Below are 16,732 nucleotides of genomic sequence, written 5' to 3'. Positions count from 1 at the left end.
TAATATAAGGCTTAAATTAACTTTACGCTCAAGCCAAGACCTCTTAATTCGTGTAGTAACACGTTTAGAGATTCCGGAATACCCGGATTTGGCATTGGATCACCTTTAACGATAGACTCGTAAGCTTTAGCACGACCTACAACGTCATCCGACTTAACGGTTAGGATTTCCTGAAGAATATGAGCAGCACCAAATGCCTCAAGTGCCCAAACCTCCATCTCTCCAAAACGCTGACCACCAAACTGAGCCTTACCACCAAGTGGTTGCTGAGTAATAAGTGAGTATGGTCCAATAGAACGCGCGTGCATCTTATCATCAACCATGTGACCAAGTTTCAGCATATAGATCACACCTACTGTTGCAGGCTGGTCGAAACGTTCACCTGTTCCACCATCGTGAAGATATGCTTTACCGAATGCAGGCACACCTGCTTTATCAGTGTAACTTGTAATTTCATCCAATGACGCACCATCAAAAATTGGAGTAGCAAATTTCAATCCTAACTCCATACCTGCCCAACCTAGTACAGTTTCAAATACCTGTCCCAAGTTCATACGTGAAGGTACACCCAGTGGGTTCAAACAGATATCAACAGTAGTTCCATCTTCAAGGAATGGCATATCCTCGTCTCTTACAACACGAGAAACAATACCTTTATTACCGTGACGACCTGCCATCTTATCACCAATCTGAAGCTTACGTTTCTTAGCTACATATACTTTCGCCATTTGAATAATACCTGCTGGCATTTCATCACCAATGGTTACATTGTATTTTTTACGCTTATTGATACTTTCAAGCTCTTTGAACTTGATAATATAATTGTGTAAAAGCTTTTTGATTGTTTCGTTCTTATCCTTATCAGTTGTCCACTTGTTAGGATTAATCTCCAAGAAATTAATATCTGCTAACAATTTCTGTGTGAACTTAACACCTTTTGGAATAACATCTACACTTAAGTAATCTTTAACTCCTTGCGAAGTTTTACCATTTACAAGAGTGAATAGTTTTTCAACCAATCGAGCTTGTAAGGCAGTGATTTGTGATGCCAATTCTTCATCCAATTTTTGGATTAATGGCTTATCTGATTGTTTCGATTTACGATCGCGAACAGAACGAGAGAATAATTTCTTATCGATAATCACACCACGCAATGATGGAGAAGCTTTCAATGAAGCATCTTTAACATCACCCGCTTTATCACCGAAGATAGCTCTCAATAACTTCTCTTCCGGTGATGGATCTGATTCTCCTTTTGGTGTAATCTTACCAATTAGGATATCACCAGGTTCAACATTCGCACCAATACGAATCAAACCATTTTCATCAAGATTACGAGTTGCTTCTTCACTAACGTTAGGGATATCAGAAGTTAATTCCTCCATACCACGCTTCGTGTCACGAACTTCAAGAGTATACTCATCAACATGAACTGATGTAAATACATCATCCTTAACGATACGTTCTGAAATTACGATCGCATCCTCGTAGTTGTAACCTTTCCAAGGCATAAATGCCACTTTCAAGTTACGTCCAAGAGCCAACTCACCATCTTGAGTTGCATAACCATGAGTAAGAATTTGGCCTTCTTCAACCTTTTGTCCTTTTGTAACAATTGGTTTCAGGTCAATCGTAGTACCCTGGTTGGTTTTTCCATATTTTGGAATATTGTAAGTCTTGGTATCTCCTTCGAAACTAACAAATGCTTCTTCCTCAGTTTGATCGTATTTGATGACAATTTTATTTGCATCAACAAACTCAACAACACCAGTACCTTCAGCACTAATCTGAGTTCTTGAATCACGAACAAGATCTCCTTCCAAACCAGTACCAACAATAGGTGATTCAGGTTTGATTACAGGAACTGCCTGACGCATCATGTTAGATCCCATCAAAGCACGGTTCGCATCATCATGCTCCAAGAAAGGAATCAAAGATGCAGCAATAGAAGCGATCTGGTTAGGAGCAACGTCCATCAAATCGATATTCTCAATTTCCTCGAATGGGAAATCACCGTCTTTACGAGATTTTGCTTTAGGATTTACAAAACTACCATCATCATTTAAAGGAGCATTTGCCTGAGCAATTGTCAATCCTTCTTCTTCTTCAGCTGATAAATATTCTACACCTGCTGAAGATAAATCAACACCACCATCAGCAACCTTACGATAAGGAGTTTCGATGAAACCTAAATTATTAATCTTAGCAAACACACAAAGAGAAGAAATCAAACCAATGTTTGGTCCCTCAGGTGTCTCAATAGGACATAAACGTCCGTAGTGAGTGTAGTGTACATCTCGAACCTCGAAACCTGCTCTTTCACGGGAAAGACCACCAGGACCTAAGGCCGACATTCTACGTTTGTGTGTAATCTCAGCCAATGGGTTAGTTTGATCCATGAACTGAGACAATGCATTCGTTCCAAAGAATGAATTGATAACAGAAGACAGAGTCTTCGAGTTAATCAAATCAATCGGAGTAAATACCTCATTATCTCTAACGTTCATTCTCTCACGAATAGTTCTGGCCATACGTGCCAAACCTACTCCAAACTGAGTATAAAGTTGTTCACCTACTGTACGAACACGACGGTTACTCAAGTGGTCAATATCATCCACATCAGTACGAGCATTCAACAGTTTGATTAGGTACTTGATAATTTCAATAATGTCTTCTTTGGTCAACACTTTGGTGTCACCATCAGTGTTCAAACCTAATTTTTTATTTAGGCGGTAACGACCAACATCACCTAAATCATATCTCTTATCAGAGAAGAATAACTTATCGATTACGTCACGAGCTGTAGCCTCATCTGGTGGCTCAGAATTACGCAACTGACGATAAATGTGAAGAACTGCTTCTTTTTCGGAGTTACAAGGGTCTTTCTGAAGCGTATTATAAATAATCGCATAATCAGCAAGATTTTGTTCCTCTTTGTGCAATAAGATAGTTTTTGCACCCGATTCAAGAATTTCTTCTATATGTTCTGGTTCGATTATTGTCTCACGATCAATAACCACTTCATTACGCTCAATAGATACTACCTCGCCAGTATCCTCGTCTACGAAGTCTTCAATCCATGACTTAAGAACACGAGCGGCAAGTTTTCTTCCAACGATTTTTTTCAAACCAGTTTTAGAAACCTTGATTTCATCAGCAAGGTTAAAAATCTCTAGGATTTCTTTATCACTTTCGTAACCAATTGCACGAAGCAAAGTTGTTACAGGAAGCTTTTTCTTACGATCGATATATGCATACATCACATTATTGATGTCAGTAGCAAACTCGATCCAGGAACCTTTGAAAGGAATAATTCTGGCAGAATACAACTTGGTTCCATTTGCGTGTACACTTTGTCCAAAGAATACACCAGGTGAACGGTGAAGCTGCGATACAACTACACGTTCTGCTCCGTTAACTACGAATGTACCTTTTTCAGTCATGTAAGGAACAGTTCCTAGGTATACATCCTGAATTACTGTATCGAAATCCTCATGTTCAGGATCGGTACAGTAAAGTTTTAACTTAGCTTTTAGCGGTACGCTATAAGTTAAGCCTCTTTCGATACATTCTTCGATTGTGTAACGGGGCGGATCAACAAAATAGTCGAGAAACTCCAATACGAAATTATTTCTGGTATCGGTAATTGGGAAATTCTCGCTAAATACCTTAAATAATCCTTCGTTCGTTCTTTTCTCTGGAGTCGTTTCCAGTTGAAAAAAGTCTTGAAAAGATTTTAATTGTACCTCTAGGAAATCAGGATATGAAAGCTGATTTTTATTAGAAGCAAAACTAATTCTTTGACTAATAGTATTTGAAGACATTTACTTAAAATTAATTGAACCTAAACGATAATAAACAACAAAAAGGCTTAGAGTCCCGGTTAGGAACTCTAAACCAAATAACCTTATATATAGGTTTTAGTGCTTCTATTTAAGCTCAACTTCAGCTCCAGCTTCTTCTAATTGTGCTTTAAGTGCTTCAGCTTCTTCTTTAGAAACTTTTTCTTTCAATGGAGCTGGTGCAGCATCAACTGCAGCCTTAGCTTCTTTAAGACCTAAACCAGTTAATTCTTTAACCAATTTCACAACCGCTAGTTTAGAACCACCAGCAGCAGTTAGAATTACGTCAAACTCAGTTTGCTCAGCAGCACCACCTTCAGCGCCAGCAGCAGGTCCAGCAACAACTGCAGCAGCAGCAGCTGGCTCAATTCCGTATTCTTCTTTTAAGATTTCAGCTAATTCATTTACTTCCTTAACAGTCAAATTAACTAATTCTTCTGCAAACTTTTTTAAATCTGCCATTTTTCCTTCAGTTTTTAAAATTTAATTACTCTAAATATATTACTCTTTTTCTGAAAGTGTTTTCACAACACCAGCTAGGATATTCTTTCCTGATTCCAAAGAAGACACAACATTCTTGATTGGTGATTGAAGCAATGCAACGATATCTCCAATAAGTTCTTCTTTAGACTTGATGGTAGTAAGAGCTTCAAGCTCGTTATCACCAATATAAAGCGATTCTTCAACGTAAGCCGCTTTCAGGATAGGTTTATCATGTTCCTTACGGAACTCTTTGATAAGCTTCGCAGGAAGGTTACCAGTCTCTGTAAGCATAAGAGAAGTAGCTCCCTTAAGTACATTGTCTAGTCCTTCAAACTCACCTTCTGCCTTTTCTAAAGCGATTTTAAGAAGGGTGTTTTTTACAACAACCAACTTAATATCCTTCTCAAAACATGCTCTACGAAGTGCCGAAGTATCTTCAGCATTCATTTCTGAGATGTCAGTAAGATAGAAGTGGTTTGACGCATTAATCTCTTCCGTCAAGCTATCAATAATCTGAATTTTTTGTTCCTTTTTCATGATTACTAAGATCTTGATTAAATTTTTAATTAGTCAAGTGTTCTTGGATCAATTTGAATTCCAAGACTCATTGTGCTTGACAGGTAAACACTCTTGATATAAGTTCCTTTTGCTGCAGATGGTTTCAATTTATTGATAATGCCAACAAATTCTTTAGCATTATCCATGATTTTATCTGCTTCGAAAGATACTTTACCTATTGAAGAGTGAATGATACCGTACTTATCGACCTTAAAATCAATCTTACCAGCTTTCACTTCTGCAACTGCTTTAGCGATATCCATTGTCACTGTACCTGATTTAGGATTCGGCATCAAACCGCGAGGTCCTAAAACACGTCCAAGCGCACCAACTTTCGCCATTACAGTAGGCATGGTGATGATTACGTCAACGTCTGTCCAACCACCTTTGATCTTAGCAACATAGTCGTCAAGGCCAACATAGTCAGCACCTGCAGCTTTTGCTTCTTCTTCCTTATCAGGAGTACAAAGAACCAAAACACGAACTTGTTTACCAGTACCGTGAGGAAGTGTAACAACACCACGTACCATTTGATTAGCTTTTCTCGGGTCAACTCCTAAGCGAACATCCATATCCACTGAGGCATCAAATTTGGTAGATGTAATCTCCTTAACCAATTTCGCTGCTTCGTCGATAGAATATAGCTTATCAGTATCCACTTTTTCTGAAGCTAACTTTCTATTTTTCGTTAGTTTACCCATTTTAATTGCAGTGTTTAAAATTATTGATTAAGAGGATTATCACCTGAAATTGTGATACCCATACTTCTTGCTGTACCAGCAACCATACTCATGGCACTTTCCACTTTAAAAGCATTCAAATCTTTCATTTTCCCCTCTGCGATCTCGCGAACTTGATCCCAAGAAATTGAACCTACCTTTTTACGGTTTGGTTCAGAAGAACCTGATTTTAATTTTGCAGCCTCTAAAATTTGCACAGCAACAGGAGGAGTTTTTGTAATAAATTCGAAAGAACTATCAGAATAAACAGTAATCACAACAGGGATTACTTTTCCAGCCTGATCTTGAGTTCTTGCATTGAATTGTTTACAAAAATCCATGATATTAACCCCTTTAGCACCCAATGCAGGTCCTACTGGGGGTGAAGGATTTGCAGCACCACCTTTGATCTGCAATTTGATTAATCCTGCAACTTCTTTAGCCATAGCTTTACTTTTCTAAAGGATTTAATTATTCTTTTTCTACCTGCATGAAACTTAATTCAAGAGGAGTTTTACGTCCGAAGATCTTCACCATTACTTTTAGTTTTTTCTTCTCTGCATTCACCTCTTCAATCACACCGGTAAAACCATTAAATGGTCCATCAGTCACTTTAACCATTTCGCCAACATAGTAAGGAATGTTAATTTCCTCTTCTTTGCCAGCTAATTCATCAACCTTACCCAGTATGCGGTTCACTTCTGACATACGCATAGGAGTAGGATCGCCGCCTTTTGTATCCCCCAGGAAGCCAATCACGTTCGTAATATTACGAAGGATGTGAGGAATCTCTCCAACGAGTGCTGCTTCGATCAGAACATAGCCTGGTAAGAAAATTCTTTCCTTGCTAATCTTCTTCCCGTTTCGCACCTGAAAAACTTTTTCGGTAGGAATGAGAACCTGTGACACATATTCCGTTAGACCTAGATTGGAAATTTCGCTATCAATATATTCTTTGACTTTCTTTTCTTTTCCTCCAACAGTCCTAAGAACATACCATTTTTTTTGAATTTCAGCCATCTTTTTCTAAAAAGGAATTATTAGTGTAACATATTGTATATAAAATCCATCAAATTCTTAAACCCCATATCCATTAAGAATATCACAAGAGCAATAATAGTGGAAGCAATCATAACTACTATAGCACTGCTTTGGAGTTCAGACCATGATGGCCAAGATACTTTCTGAACCAGTTCTTTATAAACTTCTTCAATATAAATTTTTAGTTTCATAAGGCAATTTTGTCTTTGCACGGGAGGAGAGACTCGAACTCCCGACACCTGGTTTTGGAGACCAGTGCTCTACCAACTGAGCTACACCCGTCTATAAGAAGATTGATCTAGTTTTACCCAGATCAATCTTTATATGTTCTAATTACTCAACAATTTCAGTAATCTGACCAGCACCTACAGTTCTACCACCTTCACGGATAGCGAAACGTAGACCTAAATCACAAGCTACTGGCGTAATCAACTCAACGTTGATAGTTACGTTGTCACCTGGCATTACCATCTCAACTCCTTCTGGAAGAGTAATCTCACCAGTTACATCAAGAGTTCTGATGTAGAATTGAGGACGGTATTTGTTGTGGAATGGAGTGTGACGTCCACCTTCTTCTTTCTTCAATACGTAAACCTCAGCTTTAATCTTAGTGTGAGGAGTGATTGTGTTAGGGTGACAGATAACCATACCACGCTTGATAGCTGCTTTATCGATACCTCTCAACAATAAACCTACGTTATCACCAGCTTGACCTTCGTCCAAAATCTTACGGAACATCTCAACACCAGTAATTACAGACTTCATACCTTCAGCACCAAGACCAATGATCTGAACTTCATCACCTGTGTGAACGATACCAGTTTCGATACGACCTGTAGCAACAGTACCACGACCAGTAATAGAGAATACATCCTCAACTGGCATCAAGAAAGCCTTATCTACATCACGTGGAGGAAGTGGAATCCAAGTATCAACTGCTTCCATCAACTCCATGATTTTATCTTCCCACTCAGCTTCACCGTTCAACCCACCTAGAGCAGAACCAGCAATAATAGGAGTGTTATCACCGTCGAATTCATAGAAATCCAACAATTCACGAACTTCCATTTCTACTAACTCAAGCATCTCTGCATCGTCAACCATGTCAACTTTATTCAAGAAAACAACGATTTTAGGTACATTTACCTGACGAGCTAATAGGATGTGCTCGCGAGTTTGAGGCATAGGACCATCAGTTGCAGCACAAACCAAAATAGCACCATCCATCTGAGCAGCACCAGTTACCATGTTCTTCACGTAATCCGCGTGACCTGGACAGTCAACGTGAGCGTAGTGACGGTTAGCAGTTTGGTATTCTACGTGAGCAGTATTAATAGTAATACCTCTCTCCTTCTCTTCAGGAGCGTTATCGATAGAATCGAATGATTTCACTTCAGACAAACCTTTTTTTGCTAATACAGTTGTAATAGCGGCAGTCAAAGTAGTTTTACCGTGGTCAACGTGACCAATGGTACCAATATTTACGTGTGGTTTTGACCTGTCAAAATGTTCTTTAGCCATAACTCCAAATATTAATTAATATTAGACAACAATTAAAAACAATACTTTAAATTTCTTGAGCCATTGACGAGATTTGAACTCGTGACCTCTTCCTTACCAAGGAAGCGCTCTACCCCTGAGCTACAACGGCAAACGTATTTGAGCGGGAAACGGGACTCAAACCCGCGACCCTCAGCTTGGAAGGCTGATGCTCTATCAACTGAGCTATTCCCGCAAAAAAAGAAACAAAAATGTTTCTTTTCGTTTACCAGTGGGGAGAGCAGGATTCGAACCTACGAAGACGAAAGTCAGCGGAGTTACAGTCCGCCCCAGTTGGCCACTTTGGTATCTCCCCAGTATGTAATATTTTAGAGCCGATGGAGGGACTCGAACCCACGACCTGCTGATTACAAATCAGCTGCTCTAGCCAGCTGAGCTACATCGGCAAAAAATGCAAACCATCTATTTAACAGGCATACTTTTCCCTAAAAATGGTTTGCAAATGTAAAAATATTTTAAATTTATCACAAAATAATCAGGTGTTTTTTCTAATTATTTTGCTCTTAGTTTTTCTTTGTGTTTCACAACTTGCTTTCGCAATGCATCGGCGGCAAGATCTGTGGCCTCTTCAAATGTTTTACTTTGCTTTTTTGCAAATACATTTGCGCCTTTTATATCAAGGTTGATTTCAACTACCTTATTTTCGGTAACATCAGATTTTTCAACCCTAAGAAAAACTTCAGCTCCAGTAACATCGCTATTGAGCTTCATTATTTTTCCAAGCTTATTTTCTATGAAATTTTCCAATTTCACATCAGCAACAAAACCGATCGATTGAATGTTAATCATATTCTAATCCTCCAAAATTTATGCTCTCGGATGAGCTTGTTTATATATATTATTTAAACGCTCAAAAGTAGTATGAGTATAAATTTGTGTTGCCGATAAATTCGAATGCCCCAACAGTTCCTTAACCGCATTCAATTCCGCACCATTATTTAATAGATGCGTTGCAAATGTATGTCGCAGAACGTGTGGGCTTCGCTTGGTCATTGTTGTAATCTTCGACAAATGCTTTGTGACGATTCGATACAACAACTTTTCGTAAACAGGCACCCCCTTTTTAGTTACAAAAAGAAAACCATCCAAGTTTCCGAAAGTTTTAAATCTAAGATCTAAATATTGATCAAGAAGCTTTACCAAACTCTCACTTACTGGAATGATTCTTTCTCTATTTCTTTTTCCTAATACTTTAACTAAAGATGCTGATCGATCAAAATCCGATTCTTTAAGATTCATCAACTCCGACAATCGCATGCCAGTTTGATAAAACATCTCAATCACCAACTGATCTCGAACACCTTCAAATCCTTCTCCAAAATCAATTTCTCTTAGCACCTGCATTGCATGCTCTGCAACAAACCCAGGTAATTTCTTTCCTTGCTTAGGCCCAACAACTCTATCCATCGGATTCGAATCAATCACTGATTCTCTAAGCAAATATTTAAAAAATGACTTTAAAGAGGACAATTTCCTATTTACAGTTCGCGAAGTCTTACCTTCGTTCATTAAAAAAACGATCCATCTACGCACATCTTTAAATGTTATATCTTCAACCTCTATCTCATCAGCACTTGAATAAAATTCAAAAAACTGAGTCAAATCGCAGTCATAAGATAAAATCGTATGTGCAGAATATCGTTTTTCGTATTGTAAATAAGACAGAAAAGATTCCTTAAAACTCATACATCCAGGATATTTATCCAATAGGATAACCCAAGATACGAAAAATTAAGACATCAAGGAATTAATCCAACAGAAAATCAATCTTCAGCTTGTTGCATTTGCTGAACGTAGATCGCGTGTAATTTTTCTTCTCTTCTTTTTACAGATGGTTTTTTATAAACCTGTCTTCCTCTAAGCTCTTTAATTACACCAGTCTTTTCAAATTTTCTTTTGAATTTTTTTAAGGCTCTTTCAATATTTTCGCCTTCTTTCATAGGAATAACAATCATAATTTTCTCCTTTAATATTTATGTTTTTCTAAGTGAGCCGCAAATTTATTAATTCAATCATTATAATTCAAATTTATTTTGAAAAAAGTAATGAAATTATCTCCATTCTAATATTTTAGGACCTTTTGCGGAAATATAAAGTTAAGAAAATAAGAAATTATTCTCAAGCTAATTCAAAGACTACTCTTCTATACTTAGATAAGGTTCTATTTTCTGAAAAACACTATCAGTCAACAAATGTTTGGTTTTTAAATCATCCAGTGAGCTAAATTTCCCAACACGCTCTCGGTATTTTACGATATCAGAAGATATTCTTCTGCTGATATATGGATGTTTCCCCAATAGTTTAGCATTACAGTCATTAATTGATATTTTTTGCAATACCGCAGGCGATACACATACTCGATTCTCAATGGATTGGAAAGTTTCTTCTGAAATACCATATACTTCCAATAACTGTGATTTAGAAATGTAGCCACCAAGCATATCTTTATATTTTACAATTCTTTTTGAAAGTATCTTTCCAATACCAGGAAGAGTTTTTAAAATAGTAGTATCTGCCGAATTCAAATCAATCAATTCTATTTTAACACTTGCATTTTTTAAAGGTTTTATTTGTACAAATGGTTTTATTCGTACCAAAAGCAAAGAATCAAAGCCATAAATTTTGCTGATATCATCAGCATTTTTAAACCTAGCACCGGTAGACAGATACTTTATTATACGATTCGAAAGCCTACTATCCACTCCCAATTTCTCCCATTCGGCTTTGGTAATTGTATTGGGGTCAAAATCGAACAACTCAAATTGCTCTCTTTTTCTTGATCTATTTTTGACTTTTTCTTTCTTTATTACAACAGTAATATTGATATACTCTTTCAATCGATTATAATCCTCATCTTTAATACCATAAATTTTTCGAAAATCAGATTTGGACCTAAACACTCCTCCCTTCTCTCTATATCTTAAAATGTTCCTGGTTTGATAATCTCTTAAACCAAGTCTTTTAAATTCATTAGCCGTAGCTTTGTTCGGGTCGAACAAAAACAAATCTGGCTTTTTCAATTTGCCTTTACTGCTTAATACAGCCATTAGGCTATCAAGCTTTTCATTTTTATTAGGTATAGAGTTGGGCTTAGAATCCGAATCAAGAATTTCTGGCAATACAAATACAGTTATTAGTATTAAGGCCAACACCAATAATCCCCTTTTCTCCGATGCGGAATAAGAAAAGTATTCTTTTATAGTCTTTTTTAATGACATATTAAAAAAGCGTTATTTGAAAACAAACAACGCTTAACAATATTATAAAAAAGATTAATCTTATCCAAGTTTTAACAATCCTATTCCATTTAAAAATACAGCGGTTATTGCTATAGGAGCCAACCATTTTACTATAAAAAAGAACACTTTAAAATATTTCACACGTAAAGTGCTTTCATTTGACAACTCCTCACGCACTATTACCTGTTTTAACTTCCAACCTACAAAAATCACAATCAACAAAGCTCCTAGTGGCAGTAACACATTGGCTGCAGTATATTCCATTATCTCAAAAATGCTTTGGCCTAAAATATGAACTCCAGATAAATCTCCAAATGACAAGGTTGCAAATACACCCAATACAGAAATAGAAGCTGCCCCTATTACAGTAGCCTTTCTTCTGGAGATGTTTAATTCTTCAGAAAAGTATGCAACAACTACTTCAAGTACCGATATAGTAGAAGTTAATGCAGCAACGGATAACAAGAAGAAAAATAGAATTGAGAAAAAGTAACCTCCTGGCATTTCCAAGAATAACTTTGGAAGTACTTCGAAAACCAAGCCTGCTCCCGAATCAGGCTGAAAGCCTAATGCAAAAACAGCTGGAAATATCATTACACCAGATAAAATTGCAATTAATGTATCTGCAACTGTAACTTGAACCGCGGTTTTTCCCAAGTTATTTTGTTTTTGGATATAAGAGCCATAAGTAATTAAAGCCCCCATACCAATACTTAACGAAAAGGCAGCCTGACCTAATGCTTCCAGAATAACTCCCATTGATATTTTTGAGAAGTCAGGTTTAAATAAAAAGTCTAAACCAGCAGAAGATCCTGGCAATGATAATGAACGTACACACATTGCAAGTATCAGAACAAACAGCAAAGGCATTAGTATTTTTGCATACTTTTCAATTCCATTTTTAACTCCTGAGAATACAATCCATGCTGTTAGAAGCATAAAAATCATTTGCCACATCAATGGACGGAAGGTCCCTTGCTTAAAACTATCAAACATCGCCTTCGTATCACCGTGAGCAAATCCGTTACTTATTGCTTGATACAAATATTCCAAAGTCCAACCGGAAATGGTAGAATAAAATGCAAGAATCAAAAAGGCAGCAACAACTCCCATTAAACCTACAAGTGACCACATCGACCCAGGAGCAAGTTTACGAAAAGAGCCAAATGCATTTTGTTGTGCCTTTCGACCAATTAACAACTCGGATAGCATCACAGGTAAGCCAATAGCAATTATAAAAGCCAGATATATTAAAAGAAATGCACCGCCACCATTTTCTCCAGCTACATATGGAAATCGCCAAATATTACCAAGGCCAACAGCCGATCCTGCTGCAGCTGCAATTACACCAAATTTACTTGAGAAAACATCGCGTCCCGAAGGATTACTAATAGACATGTGTAAAATTTTAAGGTTATTGATATACAAATTAGGGCAAGTTCAAATTTGCAAAATATTAGGTCTAATTCCTAAATGCTTTTGTTTTTTATATCAAATACAAACAAAAAAGCCCGGATGAGTTATCCGAGCTTTACAATTAAATATCTTAAAGACTAGTTACGTCCTACAGCATTTAGGTCTTCGAAAGCCATAACTAAACGATCTTTCATAGCAACCTCACCTTCACGCAACCATTTTCTTGGATCATAGAATTTCTTGTTTGGCTTATCGTCACCATCTGGGTTACCGATTTGACCTTGCAAGTAATCGTGATTTGAAGCTTCGAACTCACGAACTCCGTTCCAGAATGCCCACTGAGTATCTGTATCAATGTTCATTTTAATTACACCATAAGAAATTGCCTCACGAATTTCTTCTAAAGTAGAACCTGAACCACCGTGGAATACAAAATCAACAGTGTTATCAGCTACACCATATTTTTCAGAGATAAACTTCTGTGAATTATCCAAAATCTTAGGAGTCAATACAACATTACCTGGCTTGTAAACACCGTGTACATTACCAAATGATGCAGCAATTGTAAAACGAGAAGATACTTTAGACAATGCTTCGTAAGCCAAAGCAACATCTTCAGGTTGAGTATACAACAATGAGTTATCCATATCAGTATTGTCAACACCATCTTCTTCTCCACCAGTACAACCTAATTCAATTTCGATAGTCATACCCATTTTGTTCATGCGCTCGAAATAGTTTACACAAGTTTCGATGTTTTCTTCAAGAGTTTCCTCTGATAAATCTAGCATGTGTGAGCTAAACAATGGTTTTCCTGTTTGAGCAAAAAACTCTTCACCGGCAGTCAACAAACCGTCGATCCATGGTAGCAATTTTTTTGCAGCGTGGTCAGTATGTAAAATTACCGGAATACCATAGTGCTCTGCAATAGCATGAACATACTTAGCTCCAGCAACAGCTCCAATAATTGCAGCGCTTTGTCCTTCTGCATTAATTCCTTTACCTGAGAAGAAAGATGCACCACCATTCGAGAACTGAATGATAATTGGTGAATTTACTTGTTTGGCAGCTTCTAATGCAGCATTAATTGAGTTAGTTCCAACTACGTTTACAGCTGGAATTGCAAAACCTTCTTCCTTAGCAACCTGAAATAATTTTTGCACATCATCACCGGTTACTACACCCGGTTTAACAACATCTAATACTCGTTTCATAATAATATAATTTATCGGATAGTTCTTATAAAATCGTCGGAAAGTCGAATTTTACCACGAAGTTAAAAAGAAATAATCTATTTTGCACCGTTTTGGCTATAAGAAAATTATGCAAACGAATGCAATTGGAAATTTTTAAAGAATGTAAATAAAGCTCACTTTTATTTTTGTAAAAGATCAACTTAAAAAGGATATCCAATACCAATATTGAATGTCAATTGCTTAAATTTAAACGGACGTTTAGCTATAATCCAACGCTCATTACCCACTCTTGAAGGGTCTCTCAATTTTAACCCTAAATCCAAGCGGAAAAGAATAAAGTTTAAATCTACACGCGTTCCAAAACCTGTGCCTAGTGCAATTTCTTCATAAAAGCGGTCGATTTTAAAATCGGCTCCCTTTCTATCATCCTTTTTTGAGATTGCCCATATATTTCCTGCATCAAGGAATAGTGCTCCTTCCAATGCCCAAAAAAGTTTAAATCGATACTCAAGATTCGCTTCAATTTTAAGGTCCGCAGTATTGTTTGGATAAGTAGCACCTTCGTCAACATATGAACCAGGACCTAAAGATCGTGCCTGCCAAGCTCTAATCCCATTTGCCCCTCCCGAGAAGTAACTTTTCTCGAATGGCAAAACCTCTAAATTTCCATATGGGTAACCAATCCCGAAGAAAACACGATATACCATATTGTTTGCTCGGTTGATGTATTGATTAAATCGATATTCAATATCACCTTTTACATACTGTGCATATCTAATTCCTAAAAAGTCATGGTAAGTTCCCTCGATATTTCCATCTGAGTCGTAATCATTTCTTTTTGACCTTCCCAATATGTTATCGATAGTTTTTAATGTATTACCTGCCACTTCAGCACTTAACCTCAAATAATTATAATTTCTTGGAATATTAATATTCTGATCATTATAAGTAATTGAATATCTCGTTGTAGCAATAACGTGATCGGTAAAAGAATTCTGAATATACAGATTGTCGATATCGTTCAGAAAATCCTCGCTTAAATCTTTAACATCCACAAAATTCAATTCAACCAAGTTAAAGGTGTGTCGCAAATACTTCGACGATTTCCAAAAGTACCCAAAACTTGCATCCGCTATGGTTCTGGTATAGTCAGGACGTTTCTGAAAATTATAGGAAAGTGAAAATATGGTTCTTGGATTGTATGATTTTCTGAATTTTTCAGCATCGAAAAATGGCAATAAAAACTTGGGAATACTCAATTTTGAAACAATACCATACTCAGAAGAACTAAAATTTGTTTGCTCACTTGATTTTACATTTTCTCTAGCTGTAGAAAGCTGAACGTCTAACACCTCGGCACCGCCAAACAAATTTTTATGCTGATAGTTCAAATTGCCTGCAAATCCAATATTTCCAGAGGAATTGGTCCCTTCCAACTCAAATGAATAGAATTGCAAGTTGTGTGGGCTCAATTGAATCACACAATTCAAACTGCCGTATTCATCATCATTTGCTTTTGTATCCTCATCAAAGTTTATATTCACAAACTTAAACTGATTCAATTGCTGCAACCTACTATATGATTGAGAAACAGAATTCAAGTTGTACAAATTCCCCTTTTTTATAAGAATTGAGGACAGAATCACATCAGGCTTTATTTTGAGCTTATTTCTATAGATAAACTCAACATCCTTATGCACCAAAGTATCCAATTCCGATAAATAAATTGAATCATTCATCAGCACTAGTTTTGGATCATATTCAGTAAGGATCTTAATTTGATTAATTCGATACTTCTTGGTTGCCTTTTCATTCAATGGCTTTTTCAAGCCAACAAAAACATCCATTTGATGGTCTTTATTTGTACTATCCATCATAAAATGAATGTACTCTCTTGAGAAATTAAAATACCCCTGATTCTTAAGCATCTTAAAAATTCTCATTCTCTCTTCTCCAAGTATATCAGAGTCTACATTTTTCCCCTGCTTAAGTTTCGTATCTTTTTTATCCTCATTCACAAAAGCTCGAATCAAAGTAGAATCAGGCATCTCACTATTTTTTTGCGATGGAGATAAAAAATTATAAGGCAACTCATCAAGTTGGTGATAAAGCTTTCGATATCGATAAGGTTCATTCGCAGTTATGGTGTAATATACCTTTGCTTTTTTCTTTTTAAAAGCAACAGAATCTTTTATCACTGCATTGTAATAACCTTTTTTCTTCATGAATAACTGCAACTGAGCTACAGATCTTTTCGTCTGAAAGTCCTCATAAATCACAGGCTCTTCTCCAATTCGTCTTAGCCATTTGTTAAAACCTTTCGATTTATCTTTACCAGACAGATTATAAAGTCCTAAATGAAAACGCCAAGTACCTAGAATCTTTAGATTGGACTTTTGTTTGATATTCTTTTTAAGATCACCTGTAGGTACAGACCTGTCATCGGTTTTAACAATAACTTTATTTAAAAGGTATTCATCATCTCCAACATACTTGGTAGTTGAACAAGAACTCATACCAAGCAAGAAACTCAGAAAGAAAAGTAAAATCGGGAAATAATAACTACTTTTGTATTTTAGAATAGCTTTCAAGAATGAATTGAATATTTATCGGTTTTTAATTACAACAAAGATACTTATATCAATTAAAAATTTGTAATGCATATGAAACATTTATGT

Annotated in this window: 15 protein-coding genes and 5 tRNA genes; all 20 read right to left on the bottom strand. The window is 36.6% G+C overall.

Going from position 1 to position 16,732, the window contains the following annotated elements; translation table 11 throughout:
• Positions 1-11: 11 nt before the first annotated feature.
• The 20 genes from rpoB to M0051_RS05955 all read right to left on the bottom strand — a co-directional run bounded on the left by rpoB (position 12) and on the right by M0051_RS05955 (position 16,645).
• Positions 12-3,824 carry a DNA-directed RNA polymerase subunit beta gene (gene rpoB / locus M0051_RS06050; protein ID WP_120241599.1) on the bottom strand — a complete coding sequence of 1,271 codons (3,813 nt, stop codon included), beginning with the start codon at positions 3,822-3,824 and terminating at the stop codon, positions 12-14.
• A 105-nt stretch (positions 3,825-3,929) separates the two neighbouring features.
• A complete protein-coding gene (gene rplL, locus M0051_RS06045; RefSeq protein ID WP_120241600.1) occupies positions 3,930-4,304 on the bottom strand; it encodes a 50S ribosomal protein L7/L12 in 375 nt (124 codons plus the stop codon).
• A 39-nt stretch (positions 4,305-4,343) separates the two neighbouring features.
• Positions 4,344-4,862 carry a 50S ribosomal protein L10 gene (gene rplJ, locus M0051_RS06040; RefSeq protein ID WP_120241601.1) on the bottom strand — a complete coding sequence of 173 codons (519 nt, stop codon included), beginning with the start codon at positions 4,860-4,862 and terminating at the stop codon, positions 4,344-4,346.
• A gap of 29 nt (positions 4,863-4,891) precedes the next feature.
• Complete coding sequence (gene rplA, locus M0051_RS06035; protein ID WP_120241602.1) at positions 4,892-5,584, bottom strand: 50S ribosomal protein L1; 693 nt, start codon at positions 5,582-5,584, stop codon at positions 4,892-4,894.
• A 20-nt stretch (positions 5,585-5,604) separates the two neighbouring features.
• Positions 5,605-6,048 carry a 50S ribosomal protein L11 gene (gene rplK / locus M0051_RS06030; RefSeq protein ID WP_054716163.1) on the bottom strand — a complete coding sequence of 148 codons (444 nt, stop codon included), beginning with the start codon at positions 6,046-6,048 and terminating at the stop codon, positions 5,605-5,607.
• Positions 6,049-6,073: 25 nt separating this feature from the next.
• Complete coding sequence (gene nusG, locus M0051_RS06025; RefSeq protein WP_110360379.1) at positions 6,074-6,622, bottom strand: transcription termination/antitermination protein NusG; 549 nt, start codon at positions 6,620-6,622, stop codon at positions 6,074-6,076.
• A gap of 20 nt (positions 6,623-6,642) precedes the next feature.
• Positions 6,643-6,834 carry a preprotein translocase subunit SecE gene (secE, locus tag M0051_RS06020; protein WP_054716421.1) on the bottom strand — a complete coding sequence of 64 codons (192 nt, stop codon included), beginning with the start codon at positions 6,832-6,834 and terminating at the stop codon, positions 6,643-6,645.
• Positions 6,835-6,852: 18 nt separating this feature from the next.
• A tRNA-Trp gene (locus tag M0051_RS06015) sits at positions 6,853-6,925 on the bottom strand.
• A gap of 51 nt (positions 6,926-6,976) precedes the next feature.
• A complete protein-coding gene (gene tuf / locus M0051_RS06010) occupies positions 6,977-8,164 on the bottom strand; it encodes an elongation factor Tu (RefSeq protein WP_306740639.1) in 1,188 nt (395 codons plus the stop codon).
• A gap of 58 nt (positions 8,165-8,222) precedes the next feature.
• Positions 8,223-8,294: transfer RNA gene (locus tag M0051_RS06005), tRNA-Thr, on the bottom strand.
• 11 nt (positions 8,295-8,305) lie between these two features.
• A tRNA-Gly gene (locus M0051_RS06000) sits at positions 8,306-8,378 on the bottom strand.
• Positions 8,379-8,415: 37 nt separating this feature from the next.
• Positions 8,416-8,498 (bottom strand) — tRNA-Tyr (locus tag M0051_RS05995).
• 17 nt (positions 8,499-8,515) lie between these two features.
• Positions 8,516-8,589: transfer RNA gene (locus M0051_RS05990), tRNA-Thr, on the bottom strand.
• 106 nt (positions 8,590-8,695) lie between these two features.
• Entirely contained in the window at positions 8,696-8,992 is a 297-nt protein-coding gene (gene hpf / locus M0051_RS05985) for a ribosome hibernation-promoting factor, HPF/YfiA family (RefSeq protein WP_306740638.1), read from the bottom strand.
• An 18-nt stretch (positions 8,993-9,010) separates the two neighbouring features.
• Positions 9,011-9,889, bottom strand: a complete 879-nt coding sequence (locus M0051_RS05980) for a tyrosine-type recombinase/integrase (RefSeq protein ID WP_306740637.1) — start codon at positions 9,887-9,889, stop codon at positions 9,011-9,013.
• A gap of 77 nt (positions 9,890-9,966) precedes the next feature.
• Positions 9,967-10,158, bottom strand: coding sequence for a 30S ribosomal protein S21 (gene rpsU / locus M0051_RS05975; RefSeq protein WP_110360383.1), 192 nt, complete (start codon positions 10,156-10,158; stop codon positions 9,967-9,969).
• 180 nt (positions 10,159-10,338) lie between these two features.
• Positions 10,339-11,421: a ComEA family DNA-binding protein gene (locus M0051_RS05970; protein WP_306740636.1), complete on the bottom strand. Its 1,083-nt coding sequence runs from the start codon at positions 11,419-11,421 to the stop codon at positions 10,339-10,341.
• A 60-nt stretch (positions 11,422-11,481) separates the two neighbouring features.
• Positions 11,482-12,840: a sodium-dependent transporter gene (locus M0051_RS05965; RefSeq protein WP_306740635.1), complete on the bottom strand. Its 1,359-nt coding sequence runs from the start codon at positions 12,838-12,840 to the stop codon at positions 11,482-11,484.
• A gap of 155 nt (positions 12,841-12,995) precedes the next feature.
• Positions 12,996-14,072, bottom strand: a complete 1,077-nt coding sequence (gene fbaA, locus M0051_RS05960) for a class II fructose-bisphosphate aldolase (protein WP_306740634.1) — start codon at positions 14,070-14,072, stop codon at positions 12,996-12,998.
• A gap of 182 nt (positions 14,073-14,254) precedes the next feature.
• Complete coding sequence (locus tag M0051_RS05955; protein ID WP_306740633.1) at positions 14,255-16,645, bottom strand: BamA/TamA family outer membrane protein; 2,391 nt, start codon at positions 16,643-16,645, stop codon at positions 14,255-14,257.
• Positions 16,646-16,732 lie beyond the last annotated feature (87 nt).

This window comes from Marinifilum sp. D714 (genome assembly GCF_030851345.1).
GTDB lineage: Bacteria > Bacteroidota > Bacteroidia > Bacteroidales > Marinifilaceae > Marinifilum.
This window is presented reverse-complemented; position numbering and strand designations above follow the sequence as displayed.

What these genes read in the sequence shown, in the direction of transcription:
- rplK (WP_054716163.1), bottom strand. Translation starts at nt 6,048, where the DNA reads ATGGCTAAAGAAGTTGCAGGATTAATCAAATTGCAGATCAAAGGTGGT.
- nusG (WP_110360379.1), bottom strand. Translation starts at nt 6,622, where the DNA reads ATGGCTGAAATTCAAAAAAAATGGTATGTTCTTAGGACTGTTGGAGGA.
- fbaA (WP_306740634.1), bottom strand. Translation starts at nt 14,072, where the DNA reads ATGAAACGAGTATTAGATGTTGTTAAACCGGGTGTAGTAACCGGTGAT.
- rplJ (WP_120241601.1), bottom strand. Translation starts at nt 4,862, where the DNA reads ATGAAAAAGGAACAAAAAATTCAGATTATTGATAGCTTGACGGAAGAG.
- rplA (WP_120241602.1), bottom strand. Translation starts at nt 5,584, where the DNA reads ATGGGTAAACTAACGAAAAATAGAAAGTTAGCTTCAGAAAAAGTGGAT.
- tuf (WP_306740639.1), bottom strand. Translation starts at nt 8,164, where the DNA reads ATGGCTAAAGAACATTTTGACAGGTCAAAACCACACGTAAATATTGGT.
- secE (WP_054716421.1), bottom strand. Translation starts at nt 6,834, where the DNA reads ATGAAACTAAAAATTTATATTGAAGAAGTTTATAAAGAACTGGTTCAG.
- M0051_RS05980 (WP_306740637.1), bottom strand. Translation starts at nt 9,889, where the DNA reads ATGAGTTTTAAGGAATCTTTTCTGTCTTATTTACAATACGAAAAACGA.
- M0051_RS05965 (WP_306740635.1), bottom strand. Translation starts at nt 12,840, where the DNA reads ATGTCTATTAGTAATCCTTCGGGACGCGATGTTTTCTCAAGTAAATTT.
- rpsU (WP_110360383.1), bottom strand. Translation starts at nt 10,158, where the DNA reads ATGATTGTTATTCCTATGAAAGAAGGCGAAAATATTGAAAGAGCCTTA.
- rplL (WP_120241600.1), bottom strand. Translation starts at nt 4,304, where the DNA reads ATGGCAGATTTAAAAAAGTTTGCAGAAGAATTAGTTAATTTGACTGTT.
- hpf (WP_306740638.1), bottom strand. Translation starts at nt 8,992, where the DNA reads ATGATTAACATTCAATCGATCGGTTTTGTTGCTGATGTGAAATTGGAA.
- rpoB (WP_120241599.1), bottom strand. Translation starts at nt 3,824, where the DNA reads ATGTCTTCAAATACTATTAGTCAAAGAATTAGTTTTGCTTCTAATAAA.
- M0051_RS05970 (WP_306740636.1), bottom strand. Translation starts at nt 11,421, where the DNA reads ATGTCATTAAAAAAGACTATAAAAGAATACTTTTCTTATTCCGCATCG.